13 protein-coding genes are annotated in these 18,149 nt (G+C 44.1%); 2 read left to right on the top strand and 11 right to left on the bottom strand.

What is annotated here, in order from left to right; translation table 11 throughout:
• Nucleotides 1-47: 47 nt before the first annotated feature.
• The 5 genes from gpAD87_RS08785 to gpAD87_RS08765 form a co-directional block, all read right to left on the bottom strand.
• Nucleotides 48-1,721, bottom strand: a complete 1,674-nt coding sequence (locus gpAD87_RS08785; protein WP_064637582.1) for an ABC transporter substrate-binding protein — start codon at nucleotides 1,719-1,721, stop codon at nucleotides 48-50.
• 117 nt (nucleotides 1,722-1,838) lie between these two features.
• The gene (locus tag gpAD87_RS08780; protein ID WP_064637580.1) at nucleotides 1,839-3,374 is read right to left on the bottom strand and encodes a response regulator transcription factor; all 1,536 of its coding nucleotides are present in this window, start codon (nucleotides 3,372-3,374) and stop codon (nucleotides 1,839-1,841) included.
• Nucleotides 3,364-5,187: a sensor histidine kinase gene (locus tag gpAD87_RS08775; protein WP_064640813.1), complete on the bottom strand. Its 1,824-nt coding sequence runs from the start codon at nucleotides 5,185-5,187 to the stop codon at nucleotides 3,364-3,366. Before gpAD87_RS08775 ends, gpAD87_RS08780 begins: the two co-directional genes overlap by 11 nt.
• A 44-nt stretch (nucleotides 5,188-5,231) precedes the next feature.
• Nucleotides 5,232-6,758: a response regulator transcription factor gene (locus gpAD87_RS08770; RefSeq protein ID WP_064637578.1), complete on the bottom strand. Its 1,527-nt coding sequence runs from the start codon at nucleotides 6,756-6,758 to the stop codon at nucleotides 5,232-5,234.
• A gap of 281 nt (nucleotides 6,759-7,039) precedes the next feature.
• The gene (locus gpAD87_RS08765; protein ID WP_063563652.1) at nucleotides 7,040-7,393 is read right to left on the bottom strand and encodes a VOC family protein; all 354 of its coding nucleotides are present in this window, start codon (nucleotides 7,391-7,393) and stop codon (nucleotides 7,040-7,042) included.
• A gap of 217 nt (nucleotides 7,394-7,610) precedes the next feature.
• Between gpAD87_RS08765 and gpAD87_RS08760 the strand changes: the two genes are divergently transcribed.
• Nucleotides 7,611-8,075 carry a CBO0543 family protein gene (locus tag gpAD87_RS08760; RefSeq protein WP_064637577.1) on the top strand — a complete coding sequence of 155 codons (465 nt, stop codon included), beginning with the start codon at nucleotides 7,611-7,613 and terminating at the stop codon, nucleotides 8,073-8,075.
• Nucleotides 8,076-8,100: 25 nt separating this feature from the next.
• Here gpAD87_RS08760 and gpAD87_RS08755 read toward each other — a convergent pair whose 3' ends face one another.
• Complete coding sequence (locus tag gpAD87_RS08755) at nucleotides 8,101-9,387, bottom strand: cellulase-like family protein (protein WP_064637575.1); 1,287 nt, start codon at nucleotides 9,385-9,387, stop codon at nucleotides 8,101-8,103.
• 97 nt (nucleotides 9,388-9,484) lie between these two features.
• Nucleotides 9,485-12,880: a DUF5107 domain-containing protein gene (locus tag gpAD87_RS08750; protein WP_064637574.1), complete on the bottom strand. Its 3,396-nt coding sequence runs from the start codon at nucleotides 12,878-12,880 to the stop codon at nucleotides 9,485-9,487.
• Between the two features lie 127 nt (nucleotides 12,881-13,007).
• On the opposite strand from gpAD87_RS08750, the gene gpAD87_RS08745 reads away from it, so the two are divergent.
• On the top strand, nucleotides 13,008-13,904 hold the full coding sequence (locus tag gpAD87_RS08745; RefSeq protein ID WP_064637572.1) for an AraC family transcriptional regulator: 897 nt from the start codon (nucleotides 13,008-13,010) through the stop codon (nucleotides 13,902-13,904).
• A 116-nt stretch (nucleotides 13,905-14,020) separates the two neighbouring features.
• Here gpAD87_RS08745 and gpAD87_RS08740 read toward each other — a convergent pair whose 3' ends face one another.
• The 4 genes from gpAD87_RS08740 to gpAD87_RS08725 all read right to left on the bottom strand — a co-directional run bounded on the left by gpAD87_RS08740 (nucleotide 14,021) and on the right by gpAD87_RS08725 (nucleotide 18,042).
• A complete protein-coding gene (locus tag gpAD87_RS08740) occupies nucleotides 14,021-15,250 on the bottom strand; it encodes a multidrug effflux MFS transporter (protein WP_064637570.1) in 1,230 nt (409 codons plus the stop codon).
• A 335-nt stretch (nucleotides 15,251-15,585) separates the two neighbouring features.
• Nucleotides 15,586-16,017: a universal stress protein gene (locus gpAD87_RS08735; protein ID WP_064637568.1), complete on the bottom strand. Its 432-nt coding sequence runs from the start codon at nucleotides 16,015-16,017 to the stop codon at nucleotides 15,586-15,588.
• A gap of 2 nt (nucleotides 16,018-16,019) precedes the next feature.
• The gene (locus tag gpAD87_RS08730; protein ID WP_064637566.1) at nucleotides 16,020-17,255 is read right to left on the bottom strand and encodes a CynX/NimT family MFS transporter; all 1,236 of its coding nucleotides are present in this window, start codon (nucleotides 17,253-17,255) and stop codon (nucleotides 16,020-16,022) included.
• A gap of 220 nt (nucleotides 17,256-17,475) precedes the next feature.
• The gene (locus tag gpAD87_RS08725) at nucleotides 17,476-18,042 is read right to left on the bottom strand and encodes a helix-turn-helix domain-containing protein (protein ID WP_064637564.1); all 567 of its coding nucleotides are present in this window, start codon (nucleotides 18,040-18,042) and stop codon (nucleotides 17,476-17,478) included.
• Between the last annotated feature and the right edge of the window lie 107 nt (nucleotides 18,043-18,149).

Below are 18,149 nucleotides of genomic sequence, written 5' to 3'. Positions count from 1 at the left end.
TAAAAAAATCAGGAAGGAAGGTAGCCCTCCTTCCTGACAGCATTTTCTTATTTCACCGACCAGTTATCGATTCTCCACTGCAATACTTCATTGATGCGGCCTTCGAAAGCCTTGATATCCAGCTTTTGAATTTCGGAAACGTATTCGCTCCATACACTGCTGAATTCGGATGTGTTAGCCAAAATCGCTTTCGGTAAATATTTGGTTGATAATTCGTTCAGCTTCGTATTGGCAATTTTGGCTGGAGATCCCTCAACCAGATCGACGGACCAAGCCGGGTAATAGATCGGGTTTTCCGGTGGATCACTGAAGAAGTCTACGAAGCTGTTGAATCCATAAGCATCCAAAACTTCTTTATCAAACGGTTTCAAGCTAGCCTGATATTCTTCCGGCTGATTGCTTGCCGAAGTTGCGTTGCCATCGCTGAAGTACCCTTCCATCTTCGGCCCAGTGCCGTAAAAAGCATCTGCTTTGTTGGCCAGCTTCCAGGCGGCATCCGCGGAATTGTCGCGCTGCTCTTGGGTTTTCATGAAACGACCTTCGTCGTTGACATAATAGTCTTCATCTTGAATGCCCCAAGTAAGCACCTTTTGCCAATCTTCTTCCATAAGCTTGTCGAGCGCTTTAATGATTTTGACAGGGTCCTTGGCACTTACAGTAATGCCGTAACCATTGTTCAGGTTAAGCGCTGCGCGGTCGCGATAGTAGTCCTTCGTGCTGCTGTCGTATACCAGCGGGAAGCCGACGTACGTGCGTTCGATTTTGTCCTGTGTTTTTAAAGAATCTTCCGCGCTGCCGAAGTTCCAGTGTTGGTCGAACATGCCGAGCACTGCACCGCTTGACAATTTGGCCATGTATTGATCATAGTTTTGGGCAAAAGCCTCCTTGTCGAGCAAGCCTTGGCCGTTAATTTCATTAAGTTTCTCATAGTAGGTTTTGGCATAATCTTTGTCTGCAAAGATCTCTGCTTTGCCGTCGTTTACAACGACTCCCCCGTCATTCGGATGACCAATCAAATGCTGTGGCGGGTTCAACAACCCCCAGTTTTTCCAGTCATAGTTCAATACTTCAAAGCCAATGGTCGGCTTGCCGTCGATCGTGGGATACTTCTCCTTGTATTTGGCGATCAAGTCAAAGTACTCGTCCAATGTTTTTGGCGTAGGATAACCAAACTCTTTCAACACGGCTTTCTGAATCCAGAAGGCAGGTCCGCTGTAGTAGGTGTCCGACACCTCACCGTTGTATGCACCATAGTTGGGCAAGTAATAGATATGTCCATCGTTAGGGTCCTTCATCTGGTTCCAGTACTTCTCATAATGCTTCTTCAGATTAGGCGCATGCTCCTCGATCAGGTCTTCCAACGGAATGACCGAACCGGCTGCTGTCAGTTTGGTGTCCGCAGAGATCAGATCCGGATAATCTCCTCCGGCAATCATAACGCCAAGCTTTTGGTTTTTGTCGCCAGCCAAAAATTCAAATTTGAATGTAACGCCAAGCTCATCCTTGATTTTTTTGTAGATTTTGTTGTCAGCGGTTGGCTGTTGTCCGGCCTCGTTCAGGAATACCGAGATTTCTAACGGATTGTCAGCCCCCACCTCACTACCTTTACTACTCTCTTCTCCACTGCCTGAATTGCCGCCTGAGCAACCTGCTAGCACAACACTCAACGACAATAACAGTGTTGCCCCCATACGGAAGAATGATTTTTTACTGTCCCCCATAAAGCACCTCCAAAGTTTAATCTCACTATATGAAAGCCCTTTCATTTGAATAATTTAATTATAAATTTACATCTCTATGGAAACTATATTCGAATTATAGCTCTTTCCGAGAAAAGCTCAGGTTTTCTTGTATTCGTTAGGAGACATGCCCATACGTTTCTCAAATTGCTTTAAAAAATGATGGTAATTGGCGTATCCAACCTTTTCCGAGATCTCGCTATTTTTGTACTGATTCATCTGTAGCAACCGACATGCCTCCTCAACCCTCAGGTTATGAAGCAGTTCATTGAAGCCGATTCCATTTTTGCGTATCAATAGTTGTCCCAAGTAGGCCGGATGCAGGAAGAAACGTTCCGATAGCAACTTAATAGTCAATCCCTCCTGGTAATGCGTATGAATATAATCGTTGATTTCCTGTACAATACCTTGCGCTTCGAAGACGCTCTCTTTAAGCAAAAACTCAAAGCAGACTCTTCCACACGAATGCAGCATGCCGATCAAATCATCAAGGGTTAACAGTGCTTCATCCAGTTCCGGAATTTCGAACATACGGTAATTCTCTGAATCTTCTGCCATTTGCGCCCTCATGTAAGCACGAATTTCATGAAGAAGGTAAATCACAAATTTTCGGGCTTCATCCGGGTGGACCCGCATCTGTCGAAAGGATTGCTCAATAAACTCCACAGCGGACTGGTAGTTGGCGTAATCAATGAGCTGAAGTGCTCCCAGTACTCGCTCGATCAGTTCAACCTGTTGGTTATGCCTTTGAAAATCGTGGTTCTGGATATCGGCATAATCCATTATGCTGTTCTCTTCCGCTTCATAAAAAGCGTGCAGCAACGCCTTCTCTGCTGTTATTCGGGAGTTGCTGATGTGATGAAGAGAGGATTCGGTTGAGCCAATCGCCATATATGTACGAAAGCCCGCCAGACGGCGAGCCAGTGTTTCTAATTGTTTTCTAAAATTTCCGCTCGTTCTCTGAGGTCCGGGGGAAACATCGCCAAACACAATGGATACAAGATCATTTCGCATACGAATGATATAGATGACATCCCGTCCGTTCAGAATCTCTGAAGCAAGACTGCTCCACCGGCCAAACTCTTTCTCCGATACCTGAACCAGGCATACAATCCAGGATTCAGCTGACTGGGAAAGGGACTGCATCAATTGAGTACCCTCTGCAGACAGCACTTTGCCTAATAAAGCCTGCTTCATCGTCAACATTTCCTGCTCTCTCAATGCAATCTGCCCAATATAAAGCTGCTCTTGCTCCTTCATCAGTTCCATGCCCATCATGCGAATCTCGGACTCCGCCTGTTCCTCATCCAATGGTTTTAACAGATAACCGGAAACTTTGAATTTAAGCGCTTTTCGCGCAAACTCGAAATCGCTGTACCCCGTAAGAATAATGAACTTGGTCGACCAGTTTCCTCTACGTCGCCATTCTTCAATCATCTCTAGCCCATTCATAATTGGCATTTGAATATCAACCATGACAAGATCCGGCTGTAACTCTTCCATTCGCTCCAACCCTTCCGCACCGTTGCCACACATAGCGCATACCTCAAAGCCAAGACTTTCCCATGGAATCCACAGCTGCAAGCCCTCTAGCGCCCATGGCTCGTCATCAATCAGCAGCGCTCTAAATGCCATTGTCCTTACCTCCTTCTTCACCCTGATGATCTAACAGTTGCAATGGAATTTCGAAGGAGACCTCTGTCCCTTCTCCTATTCTGCTCACCAAGTTAAAATCCACTTTATCGTCATAATACAATTCAAGACGGCGATATACGTTACGTATGCCAATGTTACTCCCTCCGCTCTCCTCCTTGCTCCGCATATGATACAGAACCTCTTGCAGCCGTTCCTTATCCATGCCCTTACCATTATCGGATACAACGACGCGCAGGCGTTCGCTCACAACTTCCGCTTTAATCTTCACATACCCTAACCCCTCAATAGCCTGAATTCCATGTTTGCAAGCATTCTCGGCCAACTGCTGGATACTCATTTTTGGAATTCTATACTGCCTCGCCTCTTCGCTAATATCAATGTAATATTCAAACTTGTCTCGAAAACGGAACTTCTCGATCCCCAGATACATGACCGTAAAACTCATTTCCTCTTCCAGCGTGACCACATCGTCCTTCCAATTCAACAAGCGGCGAAGCAACTTGGATAGGTCCTTGATAATGTCTTTGACATCCGTATAATTGTTTTTGGTGCTAACCACCAGTAGCGCATTGAGCGTATTAAATAAAAAATGAGGATTCATCTGGCTTTGCAGCAAATTCAGTTCAGCGCGAATGCGCTCAGCCTCCTGGCTCCGTTGCTGAATTTCAAGCTTGTACACATTATTGATCAAGGAATGGATCTGAGCGGTCATCATATTGAAATTACGAATCAGATGACCTATCTCATCCTGTCCCCCATCAATGTTGATCAGATCAAATTTCTCGTTCCCCACCTTTTGCATATGTCTGGACAGACGTTTCACTCGATAATTGTATGAGCGCAGCATGACATAGATGAAGATGGAGGTAACCAAAGTAATGATACCAGCGAGCATGCCGAAATAAAGTTTCATGGAGAGCATCGCTTGTTTGACACGTGTTTCCTGAGGTACGCCAATGAGCTTCCAACCTTTCACATAGCTGGCCTTGCCAATCGGTACGATATGTAGGTCCTTGTCCGCCGCCTTGCTCGTATCAAATAACGCATAATCACTATCTACCTCACCCTGATACTTGTCATCTGTGGACACGATAATCTGATTCTTCGCGTTGACCAGATACAGGTCCAGCGAGCTTTTCTCTCTCGCAATAACGTCATAGAATCGATTAAGGTAAAAATCAATGCGCACTAACTTCTCGTAAGAGTTGTCTGCGTTATAATAGTCCATTTTTTCAATCACGCTAAAATACGACGAGGTCGCCGCGCGATCATTCGCTGCCTGATCGCGATAAGCGAGTACACTTAGTGATTCCCCTGCTGCTTCCCATTGTCTGAACCAGGCACTGGCGTTCATTGAACTGTCCAGATAATAATAATCCCCTCCAGACACAATCGTTGGATTATCTGTGTAGATGCCGATCCGCTGGATTTGATTGTTCACGGGAATATAGGAAGTCACTCGATGGCGAAGCTGTTCATCGAATGTATTGTAGAAATCCAATTGGTCTTTGTATACACGATCCATGGATTCGGACAACAGCTTGTCCGTGATTAAGGCGTGACTGACAGCGATCCCCCCGTCAATCATGGTGTGAATGTCCTTTCTCGCCCGCTCCAGCGATATTTGCAGATTCTGCTCTTCCCGCTCCTTGATTAGCCCCGACATACGATCCATGAACAAATAATTGCTTGCTATGATCGGAAGCAAAATACCGATAACATAGATCAGCATAAACTTGTAGTTCAAAGGAATATCGTTCACGATGCCGCGAAATCGGAATTTCTTAAACATGTCTTCCATCGCCATCCTTCATTCATTACTTGTCGAGTCCCAATCTATGGTTGTTTTCGATACGCGGAGGGAGCCATCCCCGTCATTCGTTTGAACTGACTTACAAAATAGTCGGCATTAGGGTATCCTGAATGGACCGCAACTTCGGCTATGCTACAACAGCTCTGACGTAATAGTCTCTTCGCCTCCTCGATCCGTTTATCATTCAGATATTCCCGAAAAGACTTGCCAGTCTGCTGTCTGAAGGCTTGCCCCAGATAGTTGGCATTCATATGAAATTTCTGTGCAATCTCCTGGAGCTGCAGCTTCTCCCGAAACTCATGGTTAACATATTGCACTACACGAAAAATCGTGCTGCATTCTTTTTCTTTCCGCTGCTCCTGCAGAGCTCTCAAAGCGTTGAGACTTAATATAAGTGCATATTCCCTAAATGCAGGAAAGGAATCAATGTCAGATAAATCGCCCAACATATGTTGTAACTGCAACACAAACCTGTCTACATTCCCATCCAGCTCCTTCATTTGCTTGAGAACTCCCATTTCAAGAGCAAGCAATTGTACCCGAACATATTCTATATCCGACACAGACAGCCCTGAATCTGGACTCGCAAGCAACTCGTGTACCTCTCTCTCCAACCCATTCTCTTCACCTGTTAAAATGGTTTTAAACAGGTTACTCAACGCTTTTTGATTTACAATCGCCATGTTACTATGCCGTGGCAAATCTTGATCGCGAATAATGCCGCTTCCTTTTTGATAACGCTTCCATTTCAAAGCAGATAACGCTTTTTCAAATGCTGACCGCATAGCGACTACTCCACCTGAGTGATATCCAAATGCCACAATAATTGATCCATGACCGGAGTAAATCTCAAACAAGGTTCTCCCTAGCCTCTCAAGCCAACTCAGAGAATCTTCAATTACAGCAGCAAACACACCCATTCTTCCTTCAGCATCCATAAAAAATTCGTAGTGATGAGCGCTAGCAAAACGCTGTACCTGTGACTTTATGTCTTCATTGCAAATATCCGTTTCAATTAAAAGACAGGCCATATTCTCATGACCCTCCATTTGCAATATACTTTCCACTTCGGCTTGCAGTTCGCTGCTATCCTCCCCCTGAAACAGACGGTTGAACAAGCAATTTACATATAAAGTACGCTCGTGTTGATGCAATTTCTCTGCGACAAGCTCGTTCTGAATTTTACGACTCATCTGTTCTAATACGTTTTCAATCTCAACCTCATCAATGGGTTTGAGTAAATAATCCTCCACACGCTGTTCCAGCGCTGTTTTCGCATAATCAAAGCTATCGTATCCGCTTAATATGACAAATCGCGGCGGTTTGGCTAGTTTTTGTATCGAGCGGTCAATCAGTTCAAGTCCGCTCACTGAAGGCATATGAATATCTGTAAACACCAGGTCTGGCCGAAGGTTCTCAATAATGGACCAAGCAGCGTTCCCGTTCTCAGCCTCTCCACAAATTTGAAAACCGTATTTGTTCCAATCTACCATTGTCCGCAGACCTTCCAGTACCCATGGCTCATCATCCACTAACAAAACATTCATCATTCTTGTTTCCCCCCGTTAATAGTGATGAATAATCTGCGTTTACCTTGGACAAAACATGGATCATTGTACTTTGGAAAATGTTTACCTATAGCTTTATGTACCAAATTCGACGGTTATTCTGGTTCAATTCTGTCATTGTTCACCTTGAATTTGCGACTTTTATATAATCATAACATCCGAGCAAAGAATGCCAATACTTCAAACCAATATACAATAATTTTTAAAGAAAGTACTTTAATTTGAACAGTAACTCTGCTTGTATACACTCCCTGACAACTGATTTAATGTCTATGAGCAAGGATATTGATCAACTTACCAAATGGATCACGGACATAGAATCGACGAACTCCCCAAGGCTCATCCGTAAGTTCATATTCTATTGTATAACCCGCGCTTTTCATGCGTTCGTACACTACATCGACATCATCAACTTCAATCGAAAGGTCAGGTGTAGGTGTATTGGAGCCACCTTGTGTGGCGATACTTATTTGAACGTTCTCCTCTCCAAGTAATCCGTATGTTTCAATCCAACCATGATTCATCAATAAATCAAGTTCAAGCACATCCTGGTAAAAGCTTTTTGCTGCTGGAACGTTTTGTGTATTAATATTGGTGACAATTCGTTTCACCCTCATTTTCAGAACCTCGATTCAATTAGTATATTCCCCCAACGAGGAATCCTCGCCCTTAATTCACATTATCATCTAGTACCACGTTATTCAATCGACAAAAAGACCAACCAAGGGATTCTGGCTAGCCTGATAATACAAAAGTGGGATGCACCCCTTATGAAATTATTAATTTGGTTAATAATAAGAAATTATTCAGGTGAAAACCTATGGGAGTGATTCGATGCTGGGGAATGTCATTTTTGGTATGGTTATCCCCATCTTAATCGGTGGATGGATTCTACGTAGAAATTTCAACATCCTCTTAGCTTATTATCCGCTGGGAGTAGCCACCTCTTCTTGTTTAAACAGTGCGGGCTTCAATTTTTTCTGGAATATCCTTCCCAACACCCGTAACCAATCATATGCGGGGCTCCCTTTCGACTTAGGTATATACCCTATTGCCGGGTGCCTCATGATATACATGATTCTTGAAAAAAATACGAAGTCGTGGCTAGCAATCCTAATAACCTCTTTTACATTAACGCTGATCGAATGGTTGGCTAAAGAAATGGGTAGAGTTCTTTATTTTAATGGCTGGAACATCTATTGGACTTTCTTTTCTTATTTTCTTCCTTTAGTCGTGGTGTACGGATATAGTAAAGTATTCACTCTCATGTACAACGTTTCTGATAAGAGGAGAACATAAAGTTTGGTTCTTTCCAACATAACAATTATTGCGATGCAAGAATATATCGATTCCATTTCTGTTGCCAGGGGATATCGTCCCAGAAAGGATGATGCGGTGCACAGTTAGAGCATAGAGTCATTCCCCAGAAGCCAAGAGCCATTCCTTTACGCAGCGCGTACTCTGCAATGAATTTCCCAACAGGCCCCTCTTCGAATCCCGCTAACAGCGGCGTATAACCAACATATCCTTCCCCAATAACGACCGGCAAGCCAGAATGAGCCGCCCATTCGTGAGCTTCCTCGAAGCGCATATCTGCCTTTTGCAGCATAGCCAGCTTATGTTTACTATAATTGTCGTATAAAAAAAGATCCCATTTATCTGGCTCCACCCAGTCATGCAGATAGAGCAGCCTTAACCCTACCGGATTACCTTCCATTCTCCATTCTTGGTCGCGCGGTAGCGTATACTCTTCAAATGGAGGCGCATCCTCTCGCAGGAGCGATTGGACGAATGAGTCGGGAAAAGGCGCCTGCTCATCATCAAGTCCGGCCGCTTCGGTTAATTCTTTCAATACCCCTTTGATATAGAGATGGAAATGTGCAACCTGTAAATTTCCCGCTACATAGGATTTGGGATAGGCTTCATTTAGTGTATAACTTGCTGTCATCAGGATATCCGGGTGGACACTTCTAAGATAACCTACGGCCTCTTCAATATAAGGCTGCATGGCTTCCACCAGTGCCGGTACATTGGACGGGGCAATGCCTTGAGAGGTTCCAATCTCGGTCAGTTGCCCGAACTCCACCTCATTATGCAGCTCCGCGTAGACGATCTGCTTGTCGTATCCTTCCGCTTTTATATACCGGATAAGCTGATCCATGGATCTCGCAATAGCCATAAACCGCTCCTCCGGAGCTATGGCAGCCAGCTCGTCGCGCAAAGCAGGAAAGGCCAGGAAGCTGGGACTCTGCTGATATTCCCAAGAAGACAGGATGATATAACAGCCATGGGCCTTGGCCTGTCTGAACAACTCCAGCAAATGTGCATGTCCATCCAGCTGGGCGCCACCTCGGCAGTTGTACCAGCGTGTCCGCTGCCCGATCTCTCCAAGGCTACCGAAGTGTAACGGACCCGGCCGCTTTCCTTCCGCCGTGAACAATAAAAAGGGCATCGCACAGATTCGGATCGTATTGTAGCCCCTCTCCACTGCTTCCTTAAATCTCGCCTCAAGGTCGCAATAGGGTTCTCCCGGTAAGGTCATGGTGTACCAGGAAAAATCCCACATCGTGATGGTCAGTTTGCGCGGCAACTCCCTACGCCCTACATCCATTATCATTACACCTTCCTTTTTGTTTGTAGCAATACAGGTTTATTCTCTATAATACAGCCAATGGACAATATCTCTACATCTCTTTGATGATGGAGCATTAAGGTTGAAATCCTTCGCGCAGTCGTTGGGAATACCGTCTATGAACCATTGCCCCTTGATGATTAGGCTCCATTTTAAGAGCCAACTCAAGTTCAGTTCCGGCTTCTTTGTCACGGCCAAGCCCCAGAAGTCCCAATCCCCTCATGTACCTGCAATGGATTACATTTCGCCGGTTCAAATCATCCTCAAATACCAGGAAATCCGGCAAGGATACCGCAAAATAGTCCATTTTGATATCGTCAAAAATATGCTTTTCAGCATAATCAATCAGTTTATTAAAACGGCGCTTAGCTTCCTTCCTGTTACGGAGCTTTAACCAGGCCAACCCTTGGTAGAAGATCATTTCTGGCGGCTGATCGTTGTAGAACAACGCACTTGTCGGCTCGGCTAGACCCTGTGAAGCTATGGTATAACTAGCGATAGCTTCTGTTTCCCGCTGCAGACCTTCGTAAGCCATGCCTAGATAATAATAAATATTATTCTCCTGAGTTCCTTCCAACTTACCTTCTCCCAGATTCAACGGATAGACTAATGCTTGTTGTAAATGCTGAACTGCTGCTTCATAATGACCGTTTTGCAGCGCTTGTTTACCAAGCTCAGTATGAGCCAACTTATATTGCCCAGTCACTTTCCCTTCTCCACCTTCCCACGGATGGAAATTGCGCAGAGACAAGGCAGCGATTGCCTCTTGATAACGTTCAAGATTGTTTAACAGGGATACGTATTCCACATACAGATCATCTCGCTTCTCGACCAGATCTCGCCGCTCTTCAAGGAACTGGAGGCGTTTGTCTGTTGACCACGCAAGCTTCTTACGCAGCTGATCCAGTTCAAAGAAAATACGACCATCATCCGGTGCATAAGCAAAGGCCTGTTCAAGCGAAGCTAGGGCCGCTTTCGGATTGTTCTTTTTGTTATAATAGGCCAGCCCCAAGTTGCGGTGTACCGTCGGGAAATCATCCCGTAGTTCGCGGGATTTCTCCCAGCTCGCAATCGCATCGATAGGTCGTTTTTTGTCATAATAAAAGTTTCCGAGATAGTAATGAGCCTTGTCGTCCTTCGGATTAGCATGAACTGCACTTACCAGCAGCTCAAGTTCAAACAACGTGTTCGGGAAACAATAGGTTGGATTGGCCAATTGTCCCTTACGACGTGCTTCTTGAGCATGTTCATGTTGTCCGATACGTTTATATGATTCAGCCAGTGCATAATGCAGCATCGGATAGACTGAATTTTCCGGGTCCACTATTCTTTTCCCTACTGCAATGGCTTCTTCATAGAAACCGCTGTCCATATAATCTGCGATGACATTCAGATAGTTGTGGGCGTCATCTCTCATCAATTGCTGTAATTCAGTTAGAATACCTTGTGCAGCATCCTTGTCTCCCATAGCTGTATGAGCCAAAGCCAACTCATTATAAGCTCCAAAATCCGCAACATCCAATTCAAGGGTTTCAAGCGCATAGGCCTTTGCATTATCAATCAGACCAAGCTTGCGCAGCAGTGCGGCTTTCAGATTACGTGCTTTGTAGTTTCGTGAATTGCGGATGAGTGAACGCTCAATCTGCTCCAGTGCCTCGGTGTACTGGCCTTTCACGCTGGAAATCTGAGCAAGAGAGAAGTACCCCGCATCCTGCCACGTTGCCGACCATACCGATTTGTGAAAAGCAGTAAACGCTTCATCCAAACGGCCTTGGTCACGAAGTGCTACCCCCAGCTGGTAGTAGGCCTCGCTGTCATACGGGTTCGGATTACGCCAGGTCAACCGCTCAATCGCTTTACGGAAATACTGCTCGCTGTCTATGTATAATCCACGACGAAGTAGTAACGTTCCATAAGCTACATTTAACCGGATATCTCCGTTATCCCGCTTCAATCCTTGCAGATAGTACGCTTCAGGCTCAAACGTAGCATGCCGATATTGCTCCAGATGCTTGCCTGCCAGATACAGTTCTTCGGTCGAACGAAGTTCTTCTGGTGCTGCCAGTGGTTTAGCAGCTTCAGGAATCTGTTCAATATCCGGACGTTTCGGTTGATAGGAAATCAGCACTCTGCCTTCCCTATTTCGAACCAAAAGCTTCAGATCATGCTCCTGCTCCCCGCTCTCCAGCGGAATAACCTTCTGATATACATCTACAGGGGACAATTCAACCGTTTCCTGCAAATACCGGGTTGCCGCCCCACTCAACTCCACAACGGCATGTTCGAGTTTAGATGTTGCATATACCTTGATCACTGCCTCTCCGACTTCAGCATCAACTTCCAGATTGATGGCTGCTTCGATGGAGGCATTTTTTACGACACCGATGTTTTTGTAAGGCATGAAATACTGGGTAAAGGTCTTCTCCTCGTAGGGCTGTAGCCAAGTGAAGTCGGGCTGATTGTCTGTGTACACTCCAGTCATAAGTTCAATGTATGGGCCATCTTCATCCGTCAATTGACGGTCCCACGCCTGACCGAACTCCCCATTCCCCCAAGTCCATTGTTTCTTGCCGGGAGAAATATGATGATTCGCCACATGCAGCAATCCGGCTTCTACGCCGTGGTCGTATGCGCCGACGAAATTATATTCGGATTTATAAGCCATGTACGAAGTCGGAACCGGTATGTTCTTGTACCGGGAAATATCAACGCCTTCCGAGTAATCCTGTTTGTAATAAGTTCCGGTAGCAATAGGAAAACGGGAGACATCCCTTTTGCCATGATCGAATACAGCCGTTACGTCTGGTGGAAACACGGATTGTGTATATTCATTAACTGCTACGGCCGGGTTTGCCCACCACAGAAAGGTCTGTGGCTCAGGTGTCCGGTTGTATAATTGAGCCTGGATCTCCAAATAGGCCTTATCCGGATAGAGTTTGAAGGCTGCAGTGACTTTGGTACCGTACATTCGATCAATCTCACTAACCCATACTGTAGCACTGCCATCGCCAGTTGCTTCGTATTTGTATTCAACCGGACCAAATGTATTAGGACGGTGATGCTGCGGCCAGTTAAATTCAATTCCTCCGGAGATCCAAGAACCAGCAAGGCCCACCAGTGCAGGCTTAATGACGCGGTTATAATAAACAAAATCATAATTGTTCGTTTTATCAAGCGCACGATAGATTCTACCGCCAATTTCCGGCATGATCTCAATACGGATATATTGATTTTCCAGAATAACCAATTTGTAATTTTTATCATGCTTCACATCCGAGATACTCTCGATTACTGGATGCGGATACACACGACCGGTGCTTCCCTGATAGACTCTTTTCTCCAGAAACATCGGATTTGGGTCAGCTTCACCCGCCTCATATGTAGGTATCAACACGCTTGTCTCCCATACTTGTACCTGACTGGATCCGGTTGGATCCGCCTCCAGCTTGTGATCCACAGCCTCATGCTTCATGTTAGAATTGCCTCCCTTGTCTTGATAGTTATACTGTATATTCTGGCAAGGAAGGTTCCAATTGACGAAATGCGGGAAGTGATGGATTATATTCTTATTCGGATTATGAATTACGGGGGTAACTGGAATGAGTCCTGACCACATACGCAAGCGTGAAGGATTTGTAGAGCAGAAGCTATATGTACTTCCAGAATACTGGATGAAAGAACTGGAACAAGAAGAACTAACCTCTACCTTATTTATTACGGACATCGGCTATTTCTCTAATGCTCAGTATCATTTCAGGGAGCGCCTGGAAGGCAGCCCCTCGCATATTTTCATCTTTTGCGAAGCGGGAGAAGGATGGGTTGAGTTGAATCATGGAGAGCGATTAATCATGCAGCAAGGAGATATGATGATAATCCCACCCGAAACTGCCCATCGTTACGGGGCAATGCAGGAGAATCCATGGAGTATCTACTGGTTTCATTTCAAAGGCAGCCATGCGAATCGATTGGTGAAGATGTTTGGTTTATCTAACGCCACACTCGCTTTATCCCCAAGCGGCAAGGCCCGTTTAATGGAATGGTTCCTACCTACCTATGAAATGCTGGCCGAGCGGACATATGCCCTGACTACCCATGTACATGTGGCCCAAACTACAAGACAGTTGCTCTCCGGGATTGGCTTAAATGCCGTCAAATCGGCACAAGAGAAGAAACGTGAAACTTATCTGGAACAGGCCATTCAATACATTAATGTACATATGAGTGGCTCTATTTCTCTTACGGAGTTGGCTAATCATGTCGGGGTGTCGAAACAGCATCTGATCTTTCTTTTTAATTCTGAAACGGGCGTCGCTCCGATCGAATATTTCCTACGGCTCAAAATTCAGCGGGCAGGTCATCTTCTGGATCTTACCCAACTGAGTATTAAGGAAGTCAGCTATGCAGTGGGCATTAGTGATCCCTATTATTTCTCCAGGCTCTTCAAGAAGATATCGGGATTCTCCCCTTCCAGCTACCGGAAGATCCCGAAAGGCTAGCCTTTCAAAAGTTCTTTGCCGTCTTTCCTTCATTACCTTAATAAAAAACCGTTGAGTCTTTAAATTAAAGATCAACGGTTTTTTATATCTAATAGGATCAATCCCTCATATTCTCATTAAAAGTTAGCATCAGACTGAGCATGCTGAGGTGTGTGATGCGTTATTTTTTTAACGAGTAGGAAATACGTAAGAATCGCAACGAGACTGGTCATTAATAAAGTGAGTCCAAGTGGGACGGCAGTGTCTTCACCTGCGATACCAACCAGAGGAGCAACCAGGGCGCCTAAAAGAAAAGGAACAACTCCGAGTAGCGCTGCTGCACTTCCAGCCATCTTGGCTTGGCTCTCCATCGCAAGCGGGAATGCCGCAGTAGACGTAATACCTATGGAGCAAACAAAGAAGAACAATGGAATGACCAATGCGAACAGCGGGCCATGAACTATGGTTACCACCAAAGCTGCAACGCTTGCCGCTAGAGCAAGCCACAGTCCAGATAATAGAAGGGTCTGCTCAGGTATACGTTGTGCTAACCGACCCACAATTTGGGAACCGATGATCAAGCTGATCCCGTTCGAAGCAAACAATATAGCAAATACAGTTGGTGTGACTCCATAAATATTTTGGTAAATAAATGGTGTTCCTGCTACATATGCAAATACCCCAGCCGTCATGATTCCCTGTGCAAGCATATAGCCGACAAACTTGCGGTCACGTAGTAGCGTTCTGTAATTGCCCAACTGTTGTTTGAAGTTGGGAGCCATACGTCGTTCAGGTGGGTTAGACTCCTTCAAGCCCCACTTTGTCATTATTAATAAGAAAACACCCAAAAATGAGAGTGAGATAAACACTCCAATCCATGTCGTGAATGAAAGAATGCCACTTCCAGCGATCGGTGCTGCCAAAGGCCCTAAATTCCCTACAAGCAACAGCAAAGAGAAGAATTTAGTGAGTTCATGTCCACTGTACAGGTCCCTAGCTATCGCGCGAGAAATAACAATTCCTGCTGAAGCCGCAAACCCTTGAGTGAAACGAAACAAAATCAATAGTCCGATATTAGGAGCAAAAGCGCACGCCAAGGAGCAAATAATATAGGCTGCCATGGAGATTAACAACGGTTTACGTCTACCGTGAGCATCACTCAAAGGACCCATAACGAGCTGCCCCACACCTAGACCTAATAAACAAGCAGTAAGACTAAACTGAACAAGTGATGCACTTGTATTGAAATTCTTTGCAATCTCAGGAAAAGCCGGTAAATACATATCAATAGTAAATGGGCCTAATGTTGAAAACAAACCCAGCAACAATGCCAGGCCAAATACATTCCAATTATTACTCTTTATCATTGTTGATTAAATCTCCAATTCATTACGTAATTTAGTTTATTTGAATCGTCATTACAATCCATTTAGCGTTACCTATCCCCCGTTCACACCCCACGTCTTATTGATCCTAACAAATTGTAACTGCCCTACTCCAGAAAAGCCACTTATTTTTCTTTCCTAATTCAGAGTATAGGACATAGAGTTAACTGTAAGTCAATAGTTCGTTTTAAAACAATCATAAAACCCCCTACTAGAGCAAATTATAGTTTTGCTCTAGTAGGGGGTTTTAGACTATTAATGTAACTCGTGTTCCGCATTAGTATATTAATGCATCAGCCTTGCAGTTTCCTAAGGATTTAGTGCACAATGAGCACTGGGCATTTCGATAACTGTGAAACCTTGTGGCTGACACTTCCAAGCATCATTTCTTTTATGCCACTTAGCCCCCGGCTACCAATAATAATAAGTTGCTGCTCAGTATCCTTAGCATATTTTAATATTTCATGTGCAGGATCTCCCTTAAGATGAACTGTTTCTGAGTTAATCCCCGCAGATTTTAATTTGGATTTGGCGTGTTGCAACTGTTCCAAACTCGCTTTCTTCATTTCGTTCAATATTTCTTCCAAGAAATTCTCTGGTAAATAGGTCATACCACTCGATACAAATTCCTGGCTAACATTAACCAAGGTAACTTGGCTTTGTTTGTCTCGGGCTATTTCAACGGTTGCATTGAGAAGTTTGTTCGTTATTCCAGCTTGATCAATTGCCACAATAATTTTGTCAAACATAGTTATCGTCCTTTCCGTGGCAGCTCGTAACGACTTCCGCTACCTACAAAACGGTTTCTTGCTGCTCCCATTCCGGCTAACAAAAGTAAGACCGAAGCGCCCAGCAGAATGAAAAGTGGCATATCCCAACTATTTGTCGCATCATGCAGATATCCAATAAGTGCAGGACCAATTGCGGCAAGAAGATATCCGATCGATTGCGCCATGCCAGACAATTCCGCTGCTTGATGCGCATTTTCAGTGCGTAACCCAAAAAACATCATGGATAAACTAAAGGCGAAACCTACACCAATTCCCAGTATTATGATCCACAATAATATAATATTGGAGCTTCCGTAAAGAAGCCCGAGTGTTCCCGTCAAAAGCAAAATGGTTGTGATAACCACTAACAAACGTTGGCTAGACATGCGCCCAGCAATAACAGGAACAATAAATGTAAATGGAAGCAGTGCTAACTGCATTATCGAGAGGTACCAACCAGATTGGGTTGAATCAATTCCTTGCTGCTTTAAAATTTCAGGTAACCATGCGATCAACACATAGAAAACCATGGACTGTATACCCATAAATAAGGTTACCTGCCATGCAAGAGGGGACCGCCAAACATTCACATCGATGCTGGCCCTCTGCTGACTGGTCGTGACTGTTTGCTTCGATTGATTTCTTAATTGGGGTAACCAACAGAGAATGGCTACAAAACTTAGAATCCCCCATATTCCTAATGCTCCCTGCCATTTTAGACCTGCGTTCACAGCTAGCGGTACACTGATTCCTGATGCAATGGCTCCACATAAACACATTGAAACGGAGTAAAGACCTGTCATAGAGCCAATTTTATTGGGGAAATCCCTTTTGATTATACTTGGCAATAATACATTACATATGGCAATTGCAAATCCTAGAATTACTGTTCCAATATACAGATTAGCTGCACCAGATAAAGAACGTATTACAATGCCAATTGTCAAAAAGATTAGGGCAAGCAAAATGATACGTTCAACCCCATACTTTCGGCCTAATTTTGGTACTAGAGGCGATAATAAAGCAAAGGCTAACAAGGGTAAAGTCGTTATCAAGCCCGCTAATGTATTTGAAATATGAACGTCATCCCTTATTAGACTCACTAAAGGACCGACCGATGTTAAGGGAGTACGTAAATTAGCAGCAATAAAAATAATGCCGAGAATGATAAACCCTATAGAGGAAGGTAGGGCTTTTGTATTTTGATTGTTCAGCATTCTTCAATTCTCCTTCTGAAATCACAGGTATTATTTGTTCCCTGTTGATTGTAAAAATGGTACAATAATTATCCGCGCGGACAATAAAAGTATAGTACAGTATATTATTATTTACAATAAGTATTTTATAATATAATTAAATTGTCTAAAAAACAAAAATACAACTCTGAATTCCGGTGATGGAATTCGGAGTTGTATTCATAAGTGGAATTTGCGACTTTTAGAAACCATACTTCAAGGCTATATGCAGCACGGTTTCACTATTCGTATGATTAGTATAAGAGTGAGGAGAATCAGCACGAAAACTAATCGTATCGTATTGATTCAAGATGTGAATCTCTCCATTGACTTGAATTTCAATAGATCCCGTCATTACGGTCGCAATTTCAGTTGTATTCACATGATGTCCTTCAGGGTGGTAGGAGCTATTGGGCTGTAAGTAAGCCCGACACATTTCAATATCGCTGCTAGCGTTTTTAAAGACGGGTTCAATAACCCAATTTTTTTGTTCATTAGAAAACCGCAATCCTTCGCCTGCTCGATACAAACTTACAGGGTCTTCTGATTTGAACAAAGCCAAGAGTGGTAAAGATATGCCTTTTGAGATTTTCCATATCATCGCCAAAGTTGGATTTGTCTCGCCACGTTCGATATTTCCCAGAGTAAGTTTGCTTACGCCTGTCAATTCCGCTAAGTCGTCTAAGCTCATGTTGTTTTCTTTTCTGTACCTTTTCAAGGCAGCGCCAATTTGTAATACAAGTTGTTTGGATTCGTCGATTTCTTCCATTAGATATTCACCTCAACAAAAAAGCAGTTATAAGCTAGTATATCGTTTATCTAGATTCTTTTCCATACGATTAGAGTTCAGAAGAAGAAGGCGAGATTTCGGCCAAT

The organism is Paenibacillus sp. AD87, from assembly GCF_001659845.1.
Classification (GTDB): Bacteria; Bacillota; Bacilli; order Paenibacillales; family Paenibacillaceae; genus Paenibacillus; species Paenibacillus marchantiae.
This window is presented reverse-complemented; position numbering and strand designations above follow the sequence as displayed.

Excerpts from the sequence above, each read along its gene's own strand:
- gpAD87_RS08785 (WP_064637582.1), bottom strand. The coding sequence starts at position 1,721 with ATGGGGGACAGTAAAAAATCATTCTTCCGTATGGGGGCAACACTGTTA.
- gpAD87_RS08780 (WP_064637580.1), bottom strand. The coding sequence starts at position 3,374 with ATGGCATTTAGAGCGCTGCTGATTGATGACGAGCCATGGGCGCTAGAG.
- gpAD87_RS08775 (WP_064640813.1), bottom strand. The coding sequence starts at position 5,187 with ATGTTTAAGAAATTCCGATTTCGCGGCATCGTGAACGATATTCCTTTG.
- gpAD87_RS08770 (WP_064637578.1), bottom strand. The coding sequence starts at position 6,758 with ATGATGAATGTTTTGTTAGTGGATGATGAGCCATGGGTACTGGAAGGT.
- gpAD87_RS08765 (WP_063563652.1), bottom strand. The coding sequence starts at position 7,393 with ATGAGGGTGAAACGAATTGTCACCAATATTAATACACAAAACGTTCCA.
- gpAD87_RS08760 (WP_064637577.1), top strand. The coding sequence starts at position 7,611 with ATGCTGGGGAATGTCATTTTTGGTATGGTTATCCCCATCTTAATCGGT.
- gpAD87_RS08755 (WP_064637575.1), bottom strand. The coding sequence starts at position 9,387 with ATGGATGTAGGGCGTAGGGAGTTGCCGCGCAAACTGACCATCACGATG.
- gpAD87_RS08750 (WP_064637574.1), bottom strand. The coding sequence starts at position 12,880 with ATGAAGCATGAGGCTGTGGATCACAAGCTGGAGGCGGATCCAACCGGA.
- gpAD87_RS08745 (WP_064637572.1), top strand. The coding sequence starts at position 13,008 with ATGAGTCCTGACCACATACGCAAGCGTGAAGGATTTGTAGAGCAGAAG.
- gpAD87_RS08740 (WP_064637570.1), bottom strand. The coding sequence starts at position 15,250 with ATGATAAAGAGTAATAATTGGAATGTATTTGGCCTGGCATTGTTGCTG.
- gpAD87_RS08735 (WP_064637568.1), bottom strand. The coding sequence starts at position 16,017 with ATGTTTGACAAAATTATTGTGGCAATTGATCAAGCTGGAATAACGAAC.
- gpAD87_RS08730 (WP_064637566.1), bottom strand. The coding sequence starts at position 17,255 with ATGCTGAACAATCAAAATACAAAAGCCCTACCTTCCTCTATAGGGTTT.
- gpAD87_RS08725 (WP_064637564.1), bottom strand. The coding sequence starts at position 18,042 with ATGGAAGAAATCGACGAATCCAAACAACTTGTATTACAAATTGGCGCT.